16 protein-coding genes are annotated in these 15,612 nt (G+C 64.1%); 10 read left to right on the top strand and 6 right to left on the bottom strand.

The annotated features are described in order from the left end of the window. The first annotated feature begins 31 nt into the window (after positions 1–31). Both ACFQX9_RS32165 and ACFQX9_RS32160 read left to right on the top strand, forming a co-directional pair. Positions 32–1,240 (top strand): acetyl-CoA C-acetyltransferase, encoded by a 1,209-nt coding sequence (locus ACFQX9_RS32165; RefSeq protein ID WP_018460017.1) that lies wholly within the window; start codon positions 32–34, stop codon positions 1,238–1,240. 18 nt (positions 1,241–1,258) lie between these two features. Beyond that, entirely contained in the window at positions 1,259–3,472 is a 2,214-nt protein-coding gene (locus ACFQX9_RS32160) for an FAD-dependent oxidoreductase (RefSeq protein WP_085351979.1), read from the top strand. Between the two features lie 71 nt (positions 3,473–3,543). Here the strand turns inward: ACFQX9_RS32160 and gstA are convergent, their stop codons facing one another. Next, positions 3,544–4,158, bottom strand: a complete 615-nt coding sequence (gstA, locus tag ACFQX9_RS32155; protein ID WP_018460015.1) for a glutathione transferase GstA — start codon at positions 4,156–4,158, stop codon at positions 3,544–3,546. A gap of 126 nt (positions 4,159–4,284) precedes the next feature. On the opposite strand from gstA, the gene ACFQX9_RS32150 reads away from it, so the two are divergent. The 3 genes from ACFQX9_RS32150 (at position 4,285) to ACFQX9_RS32140 (ending at position 6,933) form a co-directional block, all read left to right on the top strand. Next, the gene (locus ACFQX9_RS32150; protein WP_007599417.1) at positions 4,285–4,779 is read left to right on the top strand and encodes a MarR family winged helix-turn-helix transcriptional regulator; all 495 of its coding nucleotides are present in this window, start codon (positions 4,285–4,287) and stop codon (positions 4,777–4,779) included. A gap of 99 nt (positions 4,780–4,878) precedes the next feature. Then, positions 4,879–6,249, top strand: a complete 1,371-nt coding sequence (locus tag ACFQX9_RS32145) for a glutamate--cysteine ligase (RefSeq protein ID WP_018460014.1) — start codon at positions 4,879–4,881, stop codon at positions 6,247–6,249. A 111-nt stretch (positions 6,250–6,360) separates the two neighbouring features. Continuing rightward, complete coding sequence (locus tag ACFQX9_RS32140) at positions 6,361–6,933, top strand: PAN domain-containing protein (protein WP_018460013.1); 573 nt, start codon at positions 6,361–6,363, stop codon at positions 6,931–6,933. A 6-nt stretch (positions 6,934–6,939) separates the two neighbouring features. On the opposite strand, the gene ACFQX9_RS32135 is transcribed toward ACFQX9_RS32140, so the two are convergent. The 5 genes from ACFQX9_RS32135 to ACFQX9_RS32115 form a co-directional block, all read right to left on the bottom strand. Continuing rightward, entirely contained in the window at positions 6,940–7,506 is a 567-nt protein-coding gene (locus ACFQX9_RS32135; RefSeq protein ID WP_085351978.1) for a nucleotidyltransferase family protein, read from the bottom strand. Positions 7,507–7,514: 8 nt separating this feature from the next. Then, a complete protein-coding gene (locus ACFQX9_RS32130) occupies positions 7,515–7,862 on the bottom strand; it encodes an MmcQ/YjbR family DNA-binding protein (protein WP_018460011.1) in 348 nt (115 codons plus the stop codon). A 9-nt stretch (positions 7,863–7,871) separates the two neighbouring features. After that, on the bottom strand, positions 7,872–8,648 hold the full coding sequence (lepB, locus tag ACFQX9_RS32125; RefSeq protein ID WP_018460010.1) for a signal peptidase I: 777 nt from the start codon (positions 8,646–8,648) through the stop codon (positions 7,872–7,874). Further along, positions 8,645–10,072: a metalloprotease TldD gene (gene tldD, locus ACFQX9_RS32120; protein WP_026233924.1), complete on the bottom strand. Its 1,428-nt coding sequence runs from the start codon at positions 10,070–10,072 to the stop codon at positions 8,645–8,647. Before tldD ends, lepB begins: the two co-directional genes overlap by 4 nt. A 118-nt stretch (positions 10,073–10,190) precedes the next feature. Then, positions 10,191–10,736 (bottom strand): invasion associated locus B family protein, encoded by a 546-nt coding sequence (locus tag ACFQX9_RS32115; protein ID WP_204513202.1) that lies wholly within the window; start codon positions 10,734–10,736, stop codon positions 10,191–10,193. 449 nt (positions 10,737–11,185) lie between these two features. On the opposite strand from ACFQX9_RS32115, the gene coxB reads away from it, so the two are divergent. The 5 genes from coxB to ACFQX9_RS32090 all read left to right on the top strand — a co-directional run bounded on the left by coxB (position 11,186) and on the right by ACFQX9_RS32090 (position 15,572). Further along, positions 11,186–12,025 carry a cytochrome c oxidase subunit II gene (gene coxB / locus ACFQX9_RS32110; RefSeq protein ID WP_018460007.1) on the top strand — a complete coding sequence of 280 codons (840 nt, stop codon included), beginning with the start codon at positions 11,186–11,188 and terminating at the stop codon, positions 12,023–12,025. Between the two features lie 87 nt (positions 12,026–12,112). Then, positions 12,113–13,738 carry a cytochrome c oxidase subunit I gene (gene ctaD / locus ACFQX9_RS32105; RefSeq protein WP_007605061.1) on the top strand — a complete coding sequence of 542 codons (1,626 nt, stop codon included), beginning with the start codon at positions 12,113–12,115 and terminating at the stop codon, positions 13,736–13,738. 60 nt (positions 13,739–13,798) lie between these two features. Next, positions 13,799–14,743 carry a heme o synthase gene (locus tag ACFQX9_RS32100; protein ID WP_377791516.1) on the top strand — a complete coding sequence of 315 codons (945 nt, stop codon included), beginning with the start codon at positions 13,799–13,801 and terminating at the stop codon, positions 14,741–14,743. Further along, on the top strand, positions 14,740–14,916 hold the full coding sequence (locus ACFQX9_RS32095; RefSeq protein WP_026233922.1) for a hypothetical protein: 177 nt from the start codon (positions 14,740–14,742) through the stop codon (positions 14,914–14,916). The genes ACFQX9_RS32100 and ACFQX9_RS32095 overlap by 4 nt, the downstream gene beginning before the upstream one ends. Before the next feature lie 5 nt (positions 14,917–14,921). After that, the gene (locus tag ACFQX9_RS32090; RefSeq protein ID WP_377791515.1) at positions 14,922–15,572 is read left to right on the top strand and encodes a cytochrome c oxidase assembly protein; all 651 of its coding nucleotides are present in this window, start codon (positions 14,922–14,924) and stop codon (positions 15,570–15,572) included. Positions 15,573–15,612: the final 40 nt, after the last annotated feature.

Below are 15,612 nucleotides of genomic sequence, written 5' to 3'. Positions count from 1 at the left end.
GACCACAAGATCATCACATCAGGAGGGCGTCATGCCTGAGGCATTCATCTACGACCACGTCCGCACCCCGCGCGGCCGCGGCAAGGCGGACGGCGCGCTGCACGAAGTCACCGCGCTCGCGCTCGCGACCGTGCCGCTCAAGGCGCTCAAGGACCGCAACAACCTGCCCGAAGATTCCGTCGATGACGTCATTCTCGGCGTGGTCGATCCGGTCGGCGAAGCCGGCTCCGACATCGCGCGCTTTGCCGCGCTGAAGGCGGGCTTGGGCGAAGCGGTGCCGGGCGTGCAGATCAGCCGCTTCTGCGCCTCCGGCCTCGATGCCGTGAATTTTGCCGCAGCCCAGGTGATGAGCGGCCAGCACGAGCTCGTGATCGGCGGCGGCGCCGAATCGATGAGCCGCGTCGGCATCGGTGCTTCCGGCGGCGCCTGGCCGATGGACCCGTCGATGGCAGTGCCGGCCTATTTCATGCCGCAGGGTGTCTCGGCCGATCTGATCGCGACCAAATACGGCTTCTCGCGTGACGACGTCGACGCCTATGCGGTGCAGAGCCAGCAGCGTGCGGCGAAGTCCTGGGAAGAAGGCCGCTTTGACAAGTCGGTCGTCCCGGTGAAGGACATCAACGGCCTCACCATCCTCGCCAAGGACGAGCATATGCGTCCTTCGACGACGATGCAGTCGCTGGCGCAGCTGCAGCCGGCGTTCACGATGATGGCGCAGATGGGCGGCTTCGATGGCGTCGCGGTGCAGTCGCATCCGGAAATCGAACGCGTCAATTACGTGCACCACGCCGGCAATTCGTCGGGCATTGTCGATGGTGCCGGCGCCGTTTTGCTCGGCAGCAAGGAAGCCGGCGGCAAGTACGGACTGAAGCCGCGTGCAAGGATCCGCGCATTCGCCAATATCGGCTCGGAGCCCGCGATGATGCTGACCGGCCCGGTTGATGTCACCGAAAAGCTGTTCGCGCGCTCGGGCATGAAGAAGTCGGACATCGACCTGTTCGAGCTCAACGAGGCCTTCGCCTCGGTTGTGCTGCGCTACATCCAGGCCTTCGACATCGACAACGCCAAGATCAACGTCAATGGCGGTGCGATCGCGCTCGGCCATCCGCTCGGCGCGACCGGTGCCATGATCCTCGGGACGGTGCTCGACGAGCTCGAGCGCACCAACAAGGCGACCGCACTGGTGACGCTGTGCATCGGCGGCGGCATGGGCACCGCGACCATCATCGAACGCGTCTAAGGGCAGGGAGCAACCAGCATGGCTTACAAGAACTTCAAGGTTGAGACCGATTCCGACGGCATCGCGCTCGTGACCTGGGACATCCCGGGCCGTTCGATGAACGTGCTCGACGAGACATCGACCAGCGAGCTCGACGCGATCGTCAAGGCGACCACGGCCGACGCCGTGGTGAAGGGGGTCGTCATCACCTCCGCCAAGGAGGCGTTCTGCGCGGGTGCCGATCTTTCCATGCTCGAGGGCATGAATCAGGCCTACGCAAAAGTGTTTGGGGAGCAGGGCGAGACGGCCGCGAACCAGATGCTGTTCGAGCAGAGCCGGCGCTTCTCGCAGGTGCTGCGCTCGATCGAAACCTCCGGCAAGCCGTGGGCGGCGGCGATCAACGGCCTCGCGCTCGGCGGCGGTTTCGAGATTACGCTGTGCTGCCACTATCGCGTGGCGGCGGAGAATCCCAAGACCCGCCTCGGTCTGCCCGAGGTCAAGGTCGGCCTGTTCCCGGGCGCCGGCGGCACGCAGCGCGTGCCGCGCCTGGTGCCGCCGCAGGACGCGATGACGATCCTGCTCAAGGGCGATCCGGTCACGATCGAGAAAGCCAAGGCGCTGAATCTGATCCACGCCATCGTTCCCGCCGCCGACCTCGTCAAGGCGGCAAAGGACTGGATCAAGGGCGGCGGCAAGGCTGTTGCGCCCTGGGACGAGAAGGGCTTCAAGCTGCCGGGCGGTCCGGTGTTCTCCAAGGCCGGCATGATGATGTTCCCGGCCGGCAACGCGATCTATCGCCGCGAGACCTACGACAATTATCCGGCCGCACGCGCGATCATGAGCTGCGTCTACGAGGGCCTGCAGCTGCCGATCGACGCCGCGCTCCGTGTCGAGTCGCGCTACTTCACCTCGGTGCTGCGCTCGAAGGAAGCGGCTGCGATGATCCGCAGCCTGTTCCTGTCGATGCAGGAGCTCAACAAGGGCGCGCGCCGTCCGAAGGATGTGCCGCCGACCAAGGTGAAGAAGATCGCCGTGATCGGCGCCGGCTTCATGGGCGCGAGCGTCGGCTATGTCTCAGCCCGTGCCGGTCTCGACGTCGTCCTGATCGATCGCGACCAGGAGAGCGCCGACAAGGGCAAGGCGCATGCGCAAAAGGTGATCGAGGAGCAGATCAAGAAGGGCCGCGCCAAGCCCGGCGACGCAGAAGCGCTGCTCGCGCGCATCACGGCGACCGCGGACTATTCCGCGCTCAAGGACGTCGATCTCGTCATCGAGGCCGTGTTCGAGGACCGCAAGGTCAAGGCTGATACCTTTGCCAAGGCGCAGGAGCACATGAAGCCGGACGTGATCTTCGCGTCCAACACCTCGACGCTTCCGATCACCTCGCTGGCGGAATCCTTCAAGGACCAAGGCAGGTTCGTCGGCATCCACTTCTTCTCGCCGGTCGAGAAGATGATGCTGGTCGAGATCATCCAGGGCAAGAACACCGGCGATCTCGCGATCGCGACCGCGCTCGACTACGTCCGGCAGATCGGCAAGACGCCGATCGTCGTCAACGACTCCAGAGGCTTCTTCGCCAATCGCTGCGTCGGCCGCTACGTCGCCGAGGGCAACGAGATGTTCCTCGAGGGCGTGCCGCCGGCGATGATCGAGAACTGTGCCAAGATGGCCGGCATGCCGGTCGGCCCGCTCTCGCTGTCGGACGAGGTCGCGCTCGACCTCGGGCTCAAGATCATGAAGGCGACGGAAGCCGACCTCGGCCCCAACGCCATCAATCCCGATCAGAAGAAGCTGATGGTGGAGATGGTCGAGAAGCAGGGCCGTCTGGGCCGCAAGAACAGCAAGGGTTTTTACGATTACCCCGAGAAGGGCAAGGGCCAGAAGAGCCTGTGGCCGGGCTTGTCCGCGCTGCAGCCCAAGCAGCTCGATCCCGATACCCTCGACGTTGAGGAGTTGAAGCAGCGCTTCCTGGTAGTGCAGGCGGTGGAGGCCGCGCGCACCGTTGAGGACCACGTCATCACCGATCCGCGCGAAGCGGATGTCGGCTCGATCCTCGGCTTCGGCTTCGCGCCGTTCACCGGTGGCACGCTGTCCTATATCGACTTCATGGGCCCGAAAAAATTCGTCGAGCTTTGCCACAAGCTGGAAGCGAAATACGGCTCGCGCTTCACCCCGCCGAAGCTCCTTGAGGAGATGGCCGCGAAGGGAGAAACCTTCTACGGCCGCTTCGCTCCGAAGAAGGCGGCGGCGTGATTCTCTGAACCCGTAGCCGGGATAAAAAATGCGAAAGGCCGGATTTTCGATCCGGCCTTTCGCATGTGCGCTCAGGCAGCCTGGATCAGCCCTTCCTTCTTCATCGCTTCCTGCACCTGCGGCCGCGCCGCGACGCGGGTCTTGTACGCGGCAAGGTTCGGCATCGCCGAGAGGTCGAACTTCATCCGGTCGCCCCAGGTCAGCATCGTGAAGAGATAACCGTCGGCCACCGTGAACTGCTTGCCCATGAGGTAGTCGCGGCCGGCGAGCTGGCTGTCGATGTATTTCAGCTTGCCCATGACGCGGTCCTTGAAGAAGGCCTTGGCCTCGTCGTTCAGCGTCGGCGCGAACATCGGGCCGAAGCTCTTGTGGACCTCCGAGGTGAGGAAGTTCAGCCATTCGAGCAGCTTGTAGCGCTCGGCGCTGCCGTGGGCCGGCGCCAGCGCCTTGGCTGAGGCCTGATCGGCGATCATCTGGACAATCACCGGGCCTTCGGTCACGATCTCTCCGCTATCGAGGCCCAGCGCAGGGACCTGGCCCTTGGGGTTCAGCTTCAGATAATCCTCACCGTTTTCGAGCTTCTTGGCCCGAATATCGACCTTGACCAGTTCATAGGGCAGGCCGGCTTCCAGGAGCGCGATATGGGGGGACAGCGAGCACGCACCGGGCGAATAGTACAATTTCATGGAATTTCCTCCTCTTGTTGCTTGGTTCAGGCGAAAGAACGACTACATGCATCTGCTTGAAATAGTCAAGATTGATGCAGGTGCATCGAATAGGGTAAGAGACGGGCGACGAGCTTGAGCGGGACCATGAAACGCAAACCATCGACCGAGGCGACTTCCGCCTGGATCCGCTTGATGCGGGTGCAGAGCCGTGTGCTCAATTGCGTCGAGCAGGACCTGAAGAAGGCCGGCTTCCCGCCGCTCGCATGGTATGACGCGCTGCTCGAACTGTCACGGGCGCCCTCGGGCGAGCTCCGGCCGGTCGAACTCGAACGGCAGATGCTGATCCCGCAATATTCGACATCGCGGCTGATCGACCGCCTGGTCGACGAAGGCCTCGCCTCGCGGCGTGAATGCAAGATCGACAAGCGCGGCCAGTTCGTGGAGATCACGGAAGCCGGCCGCGAATTGCAGAAGCGGATGTGGGGCGCCTATTCGGCCGCGATCGAGAAATATGTCGGTTCGAAGCTGTCCGATGCGGATGCCGTGAAGCTCAGCGGTCTGCTCGACCGTCTGGGCTGCTCGTGCGGCGAGATGAAACTGCCGCCTGCCCACGTCAACGAAACCACGCCGTTGCGATGATCGCGCGGCAAACCAGCTCGTCCGTGCAGCCGGTGGCTGCGCGGACCATCCCTGTCACCCACGCGCGTTCGATCGAAGCGCTTTTGATTAGAGTCTGATATGGCGCGAGACCAGATCGATATGACGCCGCTGCAATCGCGCGACGAACTCGTCGCGTGGTTCGAGGCTGGTTGCAAGGACCCGTCCGAATTCCGCATGGGCACCGAGCACGAGAAGACGCCGTTCACGCTCGAAGGCCACCGTCCGGTGCCCTACGAGGGCGCGCGCGGTATCGGCGCGCTGCTCGAAGGCATGAAACTCCTGCTCGGCTGGGAGCCGATCATGGAGAAGGGCAACATCATCGGCCTCTACGACGTCACCGGCGGCGGCGCGATCTCGCTCGAGCCTGGCGGGCAGTTCGAACTCTCGGGTGCCCCCGTCGAGAACGTGCACCAGACCCAGAGTGAGCTGATGGCGCATCTGGCGCAGGTGCGCGAGATCGCAACGCCGCTCGGCATCGGCTTCCTCGGCCTCGGCATGACGCCGTCCTGGTCGCGCGCCGACATCCCGGTGATGCCCAAGGGCCGCTACAAGATCATGACCAATTACATGCCGAAGGTCGGCCAGTACGGCCTCGACATGATGTACCGGACCTGCACGGTACAGACCAATCTCGACTTCTCCTCCGAAGCGGACATGGTCAAGAAGCTGCGTGTCTCGCTCGCGCTCCAGCCGGCCGCAACCGCCTTGTTCGCCAATTCGCCGTTTACCGAGGGCAAGCCAAACGGCTTTCTCTCCTTCCGGTCCGAGATCTGGCGCGACACCGACAACGCGCGCGCCGGCATGATGCCGTGGGCATTCGAGGACGGCATGGGCTTCGAGCGCTATGTCGACTACGCGCTCGACGTGCCCATGTATTTCGTCAAGCGCGACGAGGACTACATCGACGTCTCGGGCTCCTCGTTCCGCGCCTTCTTCGATGGCCGCAACAACAATTTGCCCGGGGAACGCCCGACGCTGTCGGACTGGGCCAACCATCTTTCGACGATTTTCCCGGAGGTGCGGCTCAAGCGCTATCTCGAGATGCGCGGCTCCGACGGTGGCCCGTGGGGCCGTCTGCCGGCGCTATCGGCGTTCTGGGCCGGGTTGCTCTACGACGATGTGTCGCTGGATGCCGCCTGGGACCTCGTGAAGCACTGGACCGCGCATGAGCGTCAGGCGCTGCGCGACGACGTGCCACGCTTCGGGTTCAAGTCGCGAATCAAGGACCGCTATCTGTTCGAGATCGCCAAGGAGTGCCTCGTTCTGGCGCATGCCGGCTTGCGCCGGCGCGGCCGGATCGACCAGCTTGGCCGCGACGAGACCAGGCATCTGGAGCCGCTCGATCGCATTATCGATTCCGGCCGCACGCCGGCTGAGGAGATGCTCGACAAGTTCAACGGTCCCTGGAACCGCTCGGTGGAACCGGCCTACGCGGAATACGCGTTCTAGACCCAAGGCAAAACGATCGGACTCGGGCCGTTCATCGCCCGTACAGGTTTGCGGCGATCAAATGGCCAGCTGAAAAACCCGAGCGTCGTCAATAACTCGAAAGCTGTTCCGATGGGGAAGGGCCGCCTGGCCGTCATGGCAAGCGTCCTGGCAGGCGTCGTAGCCTGCGCCGCGTTGCTTTCGCTCGTGTTTGCGAGCTGGCCTGCGCGCGCCCAGACGGCGTTCGACCGGCCAGGCGGAGATTATTTCAGCTCTCCGGTCACGTCGGGCGATCCCGAGGATTGCGCGCTGCTGTGCGAGCGCGACCGCCGTTGCCGCTCGTGGAGCTTCAACTATCCTGACATCGAAGGCGGCTCGGCGGTGTGCTGGCTGAAGAACACGGTGCCTGCGCGCGTGCCGGGAAGCTGCTGCATCTCCGGCGTGCGCGGCGCCGGTGTGATCGAGCCGCGTGTCGAAGGCGTGGAGACCTCCATCGACCGCCCCGGCGGCGATTTGCGCAATTTCGAGATGAAGGACGGCGAAGGCGAAGAAGCCTGCAAGGCCGTCTGCACCGCCGACAACAAATGCCGCGCCTTCACCTATGCCCGCCCGGGCTACACGGGACGCGAAGCGCGCTGTTTCCTGAAAAAGGAGATCAAGCCGCCGCGGCGGAAGGCGGGATTCACGTCGGGCGTGGTGAGATAGCTCGGATCATTCCGGCGCAATCACCGTAAGCTCGGGCCACAACGCCCTCCATCTCGCGGCCTTTACCGCGTAATTCGCTGCGGAGAAATTCGGGCTTGGATTGGGGCGTGCAATCAAGCCGGCCACGTCATCGAAGCCGTGCGGCGCATAAACGTCGAAACCGTCGTCCGAGCGCCGCACGCCCACTTGCGTGTTCTGTGTGAGGAAACGGTCGATACCGTCAGTCGAGCACGACAGCGGCGGATAGGGCAGGCCGTGCTTGGCCGGATACCACAGATGCACGCGTGCCTGGTTGCGGGTCTCGATCTTGACGCCGAGATGATCGAGGCGCGCTTGCAGCTTGCGGATCACGACGTCCTCCGCGTCCCAGGAGGTGTCAGGGTCGAAGTAGAAGACGTCGTAATCGGCAATGCCGTAATCGATCGCACGGCCGGTGAGCACGTTCCAAACCGATTGCACGAGACATCCCGAGACCAGCCACGCATCGGGCAGCGCGAGCTGGTGGAGCTCATCGAGAATCGCGACGTTAATCGGGTTCTTTAGCGCCAGCGCGAGGAAGCGGGCCTCATCCATGACAGTCGTCACGCGCTCACGCGTGCATCATAATCCGCTCGCGCCGCCTTCGAAGCCAGCGCGCGCCAACGCCGCCGCAGCAGCGACTCCACGATCGCGCGCTTTGCCTTGGACAGGCGGATCAGCACTATCGGATAATCGGCGTAGTGATCGGTGAAGTAGAAGATTTTTGGCTGGCTCTCGACCAGCATCGCGCGCTCGTCGACCGGGACGTCCGGCATCACCAGGCTGTCGCCATCTTCCTTCAGACGCGCCAGCATCTTCTTGCGCACCTTTAGTGCGGGCGTGCCGTAGGAGGTACCGTCCTCGACCTCCGGCCACGTCAGTGCGAATTTTCTGACGTCGTCGAAGGTCATGAGATCGGTTCAATGCACGGCGGTGAAAAACCGCGCCATGCGAAATCCGGACAGCCAGGTCCACACCGGCTGGCCCCGGATACCGAGATCCCAGGATCCGAGCACGGCGTCTGCGCGGCCGACCAGATTGTCGATCGGCAACATGCCGACGCCGCCGGAGCGCAAGGGCACGCGGCTGTCGGCGGAATTGTCGCGGTTGTCGCCGAGCACGAAGAGATGGCCTGCCGGCACCGTCACTTCCTGCGTGTTGTCGAGCGGACCGTTGTCACGCATCTTGAAGATCAGATGCGAGACGCCGTTCGGCAGCGTCTCGACATAGCGATAGGCGGGTTCGCTGCCGCCATTGTCGTCCTCGGCGGCACCAACGCCGTCCGGCTTCAACTCGGCGGGGCGATCGTTGACGAAGAGCTGGCCCTGGCGCAGCTGGATGCGGTCGCCGGGCAGGCCCACGACGCGCTTGACCCAGGCCTGCGAGCGGTCGCCGGGCCAGCGGAAGACCACGACGTCGCCCTGCTTCGGCGTTTCCGCGAAGACGCGGCCGCTCTCGGGCAGGTTGATCTGGATCGGCAGCGACGAGGTGCCGTAGCCGTAGGGGAATTTCGAGGCGATCAAGGCGTCGCCGATCAACAGCGTCGGCTCCATCGAGCCCGACGGCACGTAGAACGGCTCGGCCAGCGCACCCTTGGCGATGAACACCGCCGCGACGATGCCGGCGAGCTGCACCAGCTGGCCGCCCCAGCCGCTGCTCTTCCGCTTGGTGGTGACAGTTATCTTCTCGACGCTCATCCGCCTGTTCCACCCACCGTAATGCGTTCCATCAACAGCGACGGCTGGCCGACGCCGACCGGCACGCCCTGACCGTTCTTGCCGCAGGTGCCGATGCCGGTATCGAGCGCGAGGTCGTTGCCGATCATGCGGATGCGATGCAGGTCGGTCGGCCCGTTGCCGATCAGCATGGCGCCCTTCAGGGGCGCACCGATCTTGCCGTTCTCGATCTTGTAAGCCTCGGTGCACTGAAACACGTATTTGCCCGAGGTGATATCCACCTGGCCGCCGCCGAAATTCGCGGCGAAGACGCCGTTCTTCACCGACGCGAGGATCTCGGCCGGATCGCGGTCGCCCGCCAGCATGTAGGTGTTGGTCATGCGCGGCATCGGCACGTGGGCATAGCCCTGGCGGCGGCCGTTGCCGGTCGGCTTCATGTTCATCAGGCGGGCGTTCTGACGGTCCTGCATGTAGCCGACCAGGACGCCGTCCTCGATCAGCACGGTGCGGTTGGTCGGCGTTCCCTCATCGTCGATCGACAGCGAGCCGCGGCGCGAGGCAATCGTGCCGTCGTCGACCACGGTCACGCCCTTGGCCGCGACCTGCTGGCCCATCAGGCCGGCAAACGCGGACGTCTTCTTGCGGTTGAAGTCACCTTCGAGGCCATGGCCAACCGCCTCATGCAGCATCACGCCGGGCCAGCCGGCCCCGAGCACGACGTCCATCTCGCCGGCGGGGGCGGGAATCGATTCCAGGTTGACCAGAGCCTCACGCAACGCGCCATCGGCGGCGTCGCGCCAGTTCTTGCTTTCGATGAATTCGGCGTAGCCGGCGCGGCCGCCATAGCCCTTGCTGCCGCTCTCCTGGCGGTCGCCCTGACCGGCGACGACGGAGACGTTGACGCGCACGAGCGGGCGGATGTCGCGATAGCTCTCGCCGTCGGGCCGCAGGATCTCGACCACCTGCCAGGTCGCGCCCAGGCTGACGCTGACCTGCCGCACCCGCGGATCCTTGTCGCGCAGATAAGCGTCGATCTCGGCGAGCAGTTTGACCTTGGTCTCGAAGCCGGGGGCATCGAGCGGATTGTCGTCACTATAAAGCCGCACGTTGGTATGCGCAGGAGGCGCGGCGAAGCTGCCGGAATAACCGCCGCGCACGGCCGCGACCGCGTCCGCAGCGCGAATCAGCGCCGGCAGCGACACGTCGGAGGAATGCGCGTAGCCGACGGCGTCGTCCTTGACGGCGCGCAGGCCAAAACCCTGCGAGGTATCGTAGGTCGCCTGCTTCAGCCGGCCATTGTCGAACATCAGCGCTTCGGTCTGGCTGTATTCCAGGAACAATTCGCCGTCGTCGGCACCGGCAAGCCCGCGCGCGAGCTCGTTGCGAACCTGGTCGCGGTCGAGATTGGCGCGGTCGAGCAGGGAGGTTGTGGCAGGGTTGGTCATGCGTCCGTCCATTATCGGGGGATGTGAGGCAAGATAATGGTTTCCCGGCACTTCCGCGAGGGCGCCAAGTCTCACATTACGGAAACAATAGGATTCGCGGGCCTAACCGCCCTTCGCACTACGGCAGCTTGTCATAGCCCTCGCCGAGCCCGTTCAGGCTGAGCGGGAAGCCGATGCCTTCTTCCGGGGTCTCGAAGATGATGAAGGTCGCGGTCTTGGCAGTGCGGAGCTGGCCGAGCAGCTTGTCGTCCATGACGACCTCGGCGACGCAGCCATTGGGCAGGCAGCGGACAAAGCCGGCACGGCCTACGTCCTGGTTGTCGAGCTTGAGGCCGAGGCCGGAGGGCAGGAGAACGCCGAGGGGGGCGACCACCCGCATCAGGCGGCTCTTCTGGTCGGCGGTCTTGAGAACGATCACGGTCAGGCCGGCGTTGGAGCGGTCTTCGGCCACCACGCTCTGGATCAGGGCGCATTGCTCGGACTGGGCGCCCGGCGGGGTGTCGCAGCGGATCTGCCAGTCGCCATGGACGGAGCGCACCGCGCCCTGCGCATGGGCGAGGCCCGGAAGCGCCAGGACGACGACCGCCGCCAGCAGAGCGGCCAGCATCGTGAGGCTGCCACCCTGGCTTTTAGCCCGCCTTGCCATGGATCTCGAAAACCCCATCGGGTCGGTCCCTCTGCTCGCCTGGGTCGCTCGCGTCAGGCGGACTGATACGGGAATGACGGCGTCTTGAAGGCGATTCGCAAGCAAATTCCACGCCGCCCCGGCCGCAATCGCCCGCACGAATCAGGTTCCTGTGCGGCTGTGCGCCAAGTGCCTACCGCGGGCAATTCCGCTGTCAAGCGGCAGCATCCCGGGAAATGGTATTTTTGTCTGATGTTACTAGGAAATATCTTGCGGGTGATGGCTGACAGACGAGGCTCAAGACTGCATTGCGATAGATCAAGAATTATGGTTTGAGAGGCTTGATTTCGGCGTTCTAGCGATCTGGCCCCAATTCCTCTTAGAGGTATTCTTGCGCGGCGGTTTGTCAGACGGGGGGATCGAATAAAGCGTTTCCCGAAAATAGGGGAATGCACTTGGGGTGATTTCGTTAGGGGAGCGCGAACGGCATGAAGATGTCGATGGGCCCGGTGGGCCGGCACTTGCTGGGATTGGCCGTGGCGGGTCTGACGCTGGCGACGGGCGGTGCGGCATTTGCCGAGCTGGGGCAGCCGGCTGCGTGGGAGTGGACGCTTCAGCAGTCCGGGTCCCCGGTGATGGACAACATCGTCTGGTTCCACAATTTCCTGTTCGTGCTGATCACGCTGATCACGCTGTTCGTTCTGGCGCTGCTCGTGATCGTTGTCGTGAAGTTCAACGCGAGAGCCAATCCGGTGCCGTCGCGGACCACGCACAACACGCTGATCGAGGTGGCGTGGACGCTCGTGCCGGTGTTGATCCTGGTCGGCATTTCGGTGCCGTCGTTCCGCCTCCTGTTCCTCGAGCTCGACGTGCCGAAGGCGGATCTGACCATCAAGGCGACCGGCAAGCAGTGGTACTGGTCCTACGCCTATCCTGATAACGGCAAGTTCGAGTTCGACTCGCTGATGGCCCAGGACAAGCAGCCCCGTCTGCTCGGCGTCGACAATGAGATGGTGGTGCCCGTCAACAAGGTGGTTCGGGTTCAGGTGACCGGGGCCGACGTGATTCATGCCTTTGCGCTGCCGGCCTTCGGCGTCAAGATCGACGCCATTCCGGGCCGGCTCAACGAAACCTGGTTCAAGGCCACCAAGACCGGCATGTTCTACGGCCAGTGCTCGGAATTGTGCGGCAAGGACCACGCCTTCATGCCGATCGCGATCCGTGTGGTGAGCGACCAGGAGTTCGCCTCCTGGGTCGAGACCGCGAAGAAGAAATATGCGAGCGGCGGCACCAGCACCTACGCCTCCACGGCCGGCCCGACGCAGTGAGCGCCGGGCGCAGGGTTCGAGGAAACTGAAAGCGACATAAGGCGGGACCTCCAGAGGTCCGATCGGGACGCAAGGCAGGATTAGAAAATGGCAACGAGCGCAGCGGCACACGGCGATCACGCGCAAGACCACGGACATGACGAGCACGCCCATCCGACCGGATGGCGGCGCTACGTCTATTCGACCAACCACAAGGACATCGGCACGATGTACCTGATCTTCGCGGTCATCGCCGGCGTTATCGGCGCCGCGATGTCGATCGCGATCCGTGCCGAGCTGATGTATCCGGGAGTGCAGATCTTCCACGAAACGCACACCTACAATGTGTTCGTGACCTCCCACGGCCTGATCATGATCTTCTTCATGGTCATGCCCGCGATGATTGGCGGCTTCGGCAACTGGTTCGTGCCGCTCATGATCGGCGCGCCCGACATGGCGTTCCCGCGCATGAACAACATCTCGTTCTGGCTGCTGCCGGCCTCGTTCGCGCTGTTGCTGATGTCGACCTTCGTCGAGGGCGAGCCGGGCGCCAACGGCGTCGGCGCCGGCTGGACCATGTACGCGCCGCTGTCGAGCTCGGGCCATCCGGGCCCGGCGGTGGACTTCGCGATCCTGTCGCTGCATCTGGCGGGCGCTTCCTCGATCCTGGGCGCCATCAATTTCATCACCACGATCTTCAACATGCGCGCGCCGGGCATGACCCTGCACAAGATGCCGCTGTTTGTGTGGTCGATCCTGGTGACGGTGTTCCTGCTGCTGTTGTCGCTGCCGGTGCTCGCCGGTGCGATCACGATGCTGCTCACTGACCGCAATTTCGGCACGACGTTCTTCAATCCGGAAGGCGGCGGCGATCCCGTGCTGTTCCAGCATCTGTTCTGGTTCTTCGGTCACCCCGAAGTGTACATCCTGATCCTGCCCGCCTTCGGCATGGTCAGCCAGATCGTCTCGACCTTCTCGCGCAAGCCCGTGTTCGGCTATCTCGGCATGGCCTACGCCATGGTCGCGATCGGCGGCATCGGCTTCGTGGTGTGGGCGCACCACATGTACACGGTCGGCATGTCCTCGGCGACGCAGGCCTATTTCGTCGCCGCCACGATGGTCATCGCGGTCCCGACCGGCGTGAAGATCTTCTCGTGGATCGCCACGATGTGGGGCGGCTCGATCGAGTTCCGCGCGCCGATGATTTGGGCGGTGGGATTCATCTTCCTGTTCACCGTCGGCGGCGTCACCGGCGTGGTGCTGGCGAATGCCGGCGTCGACCGCGTGCTCCAGGAGACCTACTACGTGGTCGCACACTTCCACTACGTGCTGTCGCTCGGTGCGGTGTTCGGAATCTTCGCCGGCTGGTACTACTGGTTCCCGAAGATGTCGGGCTACATGTACAATGAAGGGCTGGCCAAGGCGCACTTCTGGGTCACCTTCATCGGCGTGAACCTGGTGTTCTTCCCGCAGCACTTCCTCGGTCTGTCGGGCATGCCTCGCCGCTATGTCGATTATCCCGACGCGTTCGCGGGCTGGAACCTGGTCTCGTCGGTCGGCTCCTACATCTCCGGCTTCGGCGTGCTAATCTTCCTCTACTGCGTGATCGACGCCTTTGCGAAGAAGGTGCCGGCTGGCGACAATCCGTGGGGTGCAGGTGCGACCACGCTGGAATGGACGCTGCCCTCGCCGCCGCCCTTCCACCAGTTCGAAGTGCTGCCCCGCGTGCAGTAAGCCAATGCTCGCGGCGCCCGTGACGGGCGCCGCGGCTCGACAACCAAGCGAGTCAGTCTAGTGTCCGTCCTCGACCACAACGCCATCGACATCAATCCCCGCATCTCCGAAGCGGAGGTTGGCGATTACATCGCGCTCCTGAAGCCGCGGGTGATGTCGCTGGTGATCTTCACCGCGCTGGTCGGAATGGCGATGGCGCCCGGGCATTTCCACCCGGTGCTGGCCATCACCTCGCTGCTCTGCATCGCGGTCGGCGCCGGCGCGTCCGGCGCACTCAACATGGCGCTCGAAGGCGACATCGATGCCAAGATGTCGCGCACGGCGAACCGGCCGATTCCGCGCGGCCGCATCACCCGTCCCGAGGCGATGACCTTCGGCATGACGCTCGCCTTCTTCTCGGTGATGACGCTCGGCATCCTGGTCAACTGGATCGCGGGCGCGCTGCTCGCCTTCACCATCTTCTTCTACGTCGTGATCTACACGATCGGCCTGAAGCGCTGGACCGCGCAGAACATCGTGATCGGCGGTGCCGCCGGCGCGCTGCCGCCCGTGGTGGCCTGGGCCGCGGTCACAGGCACGGTCGATGTCGAGCCGCTGCTGCTGTTCGCCATCATCTTCTTCTGGACCCCGCCGCACTTCTGGGCGCTGGCGCTGTTCCGCTCCGACGACTACGCGCGCGCCGGCATTCCGATGCTGCCCAACGTCGCCGGTCCCGACGCGACGCGGCTTCAGATCCTGCTCTATACCATCGTGCTGATCGCGGTCGCGGCTGCGCCTTGGGCGCTCGGCTATTTCGACGCCATCTACGGCATCGTCTCGCTGATCCTCGGCGCCGGCATGCTGGCGTTCGCCATCAACGTTTATATCCGTCGCGAGCGCAGCCAATCGCTGCGGGCGACCCGCAAGCTGTTCGCGTTCTCCATCCTTTATCTGTTCGCGCTGTTTGCGACCTTGCTGGCCGAGGTCGTGTTCCGGGCGCTTGCGCCGATGGTAGGGGGCGCATGATCACAGGGATGGCCGACAAACCCGAGATAGACGGAATCGTCCTCACCGAGGCGCAGAAGAAGAGCCGTCGTCAGCGCTCGATCGCGATCGCACTCGCGCTCGGCGTGCTCGTAGTGCTGTTCTTCGCCGTGACCATGGTCAAGGGGCCGGCCGTGCTCGTCCGGCCGATGTAGGAAACATGGATCAGAAGCCGACCATATCGCGGGATCAGAGCCGGATGGCCACCAAGGGGCGCAGGCCTGCCAGGGGGCTTGGCCGCGACGTGGTGGTCGCCTCGATCTGCGGCGGCGTGGTCGCGCTGATGGTCGGCGCCTCCTACGCGGCGGTGCCGTTCTACAATTGGTTCTGCCGCGCCACCGGCTTCAACGGCACGACCCAGGTCGCGACCTCGGCGCCGGCCAGCGGCCCGATCGCACGCAAGATCGCGGTGCGCTTCGATTCCAACGTCGCGCCCGGCCTGCCCTGGAAGTTCGAGCCCGAGCAGAGCGAGATCGAGGTCAATATCGGCCAGGTCGTGACCGTCTTCTACACGGTGACCAACCAGGCCGCGCGGACCACCGCAGGCCAGGCCGCCTACAATGTCGCGCCGCTGACGGTCGGATCCTATTTCCAGAAGATCAACTGCTTCTGCTTCACCGAGCAGACCATGGCGCCGGGCGAGAAGCGCGAGATGCCGGTCGTATTCTATGTCGATCCGTCGATTGCCGACGACCACGAGAACGACGGTCTCAACACGATCACGCTGTCCTACACGTTCTATCCGGTGAAGGATCCGGTGGTGAAGCCGCTGGCGGCCAGCGAAGACGACAAACGCAAGGGAAATCTCTGATCGCCGGGCTCACGCGCCGGGGTTGGAAATAAGGGGATAA

The sequence above is a fragment of the Bradyrhizobium sp. GCM10028915 genome, from assembly GCF_042666195.1.
GTDB classification, from domain to species: domain Bacteria; phylum Pseudomonadota; class Alphaproteobacteria; order Rhizobiales; family Xanthobacteraceae; genus Bradyrhizobium; species Bradyrhizobium canariense_D.
Note: the sequence above shows the minus strand (reverse complement) of the source record. Positions and strands in the feature narration are given on the sequence as shown.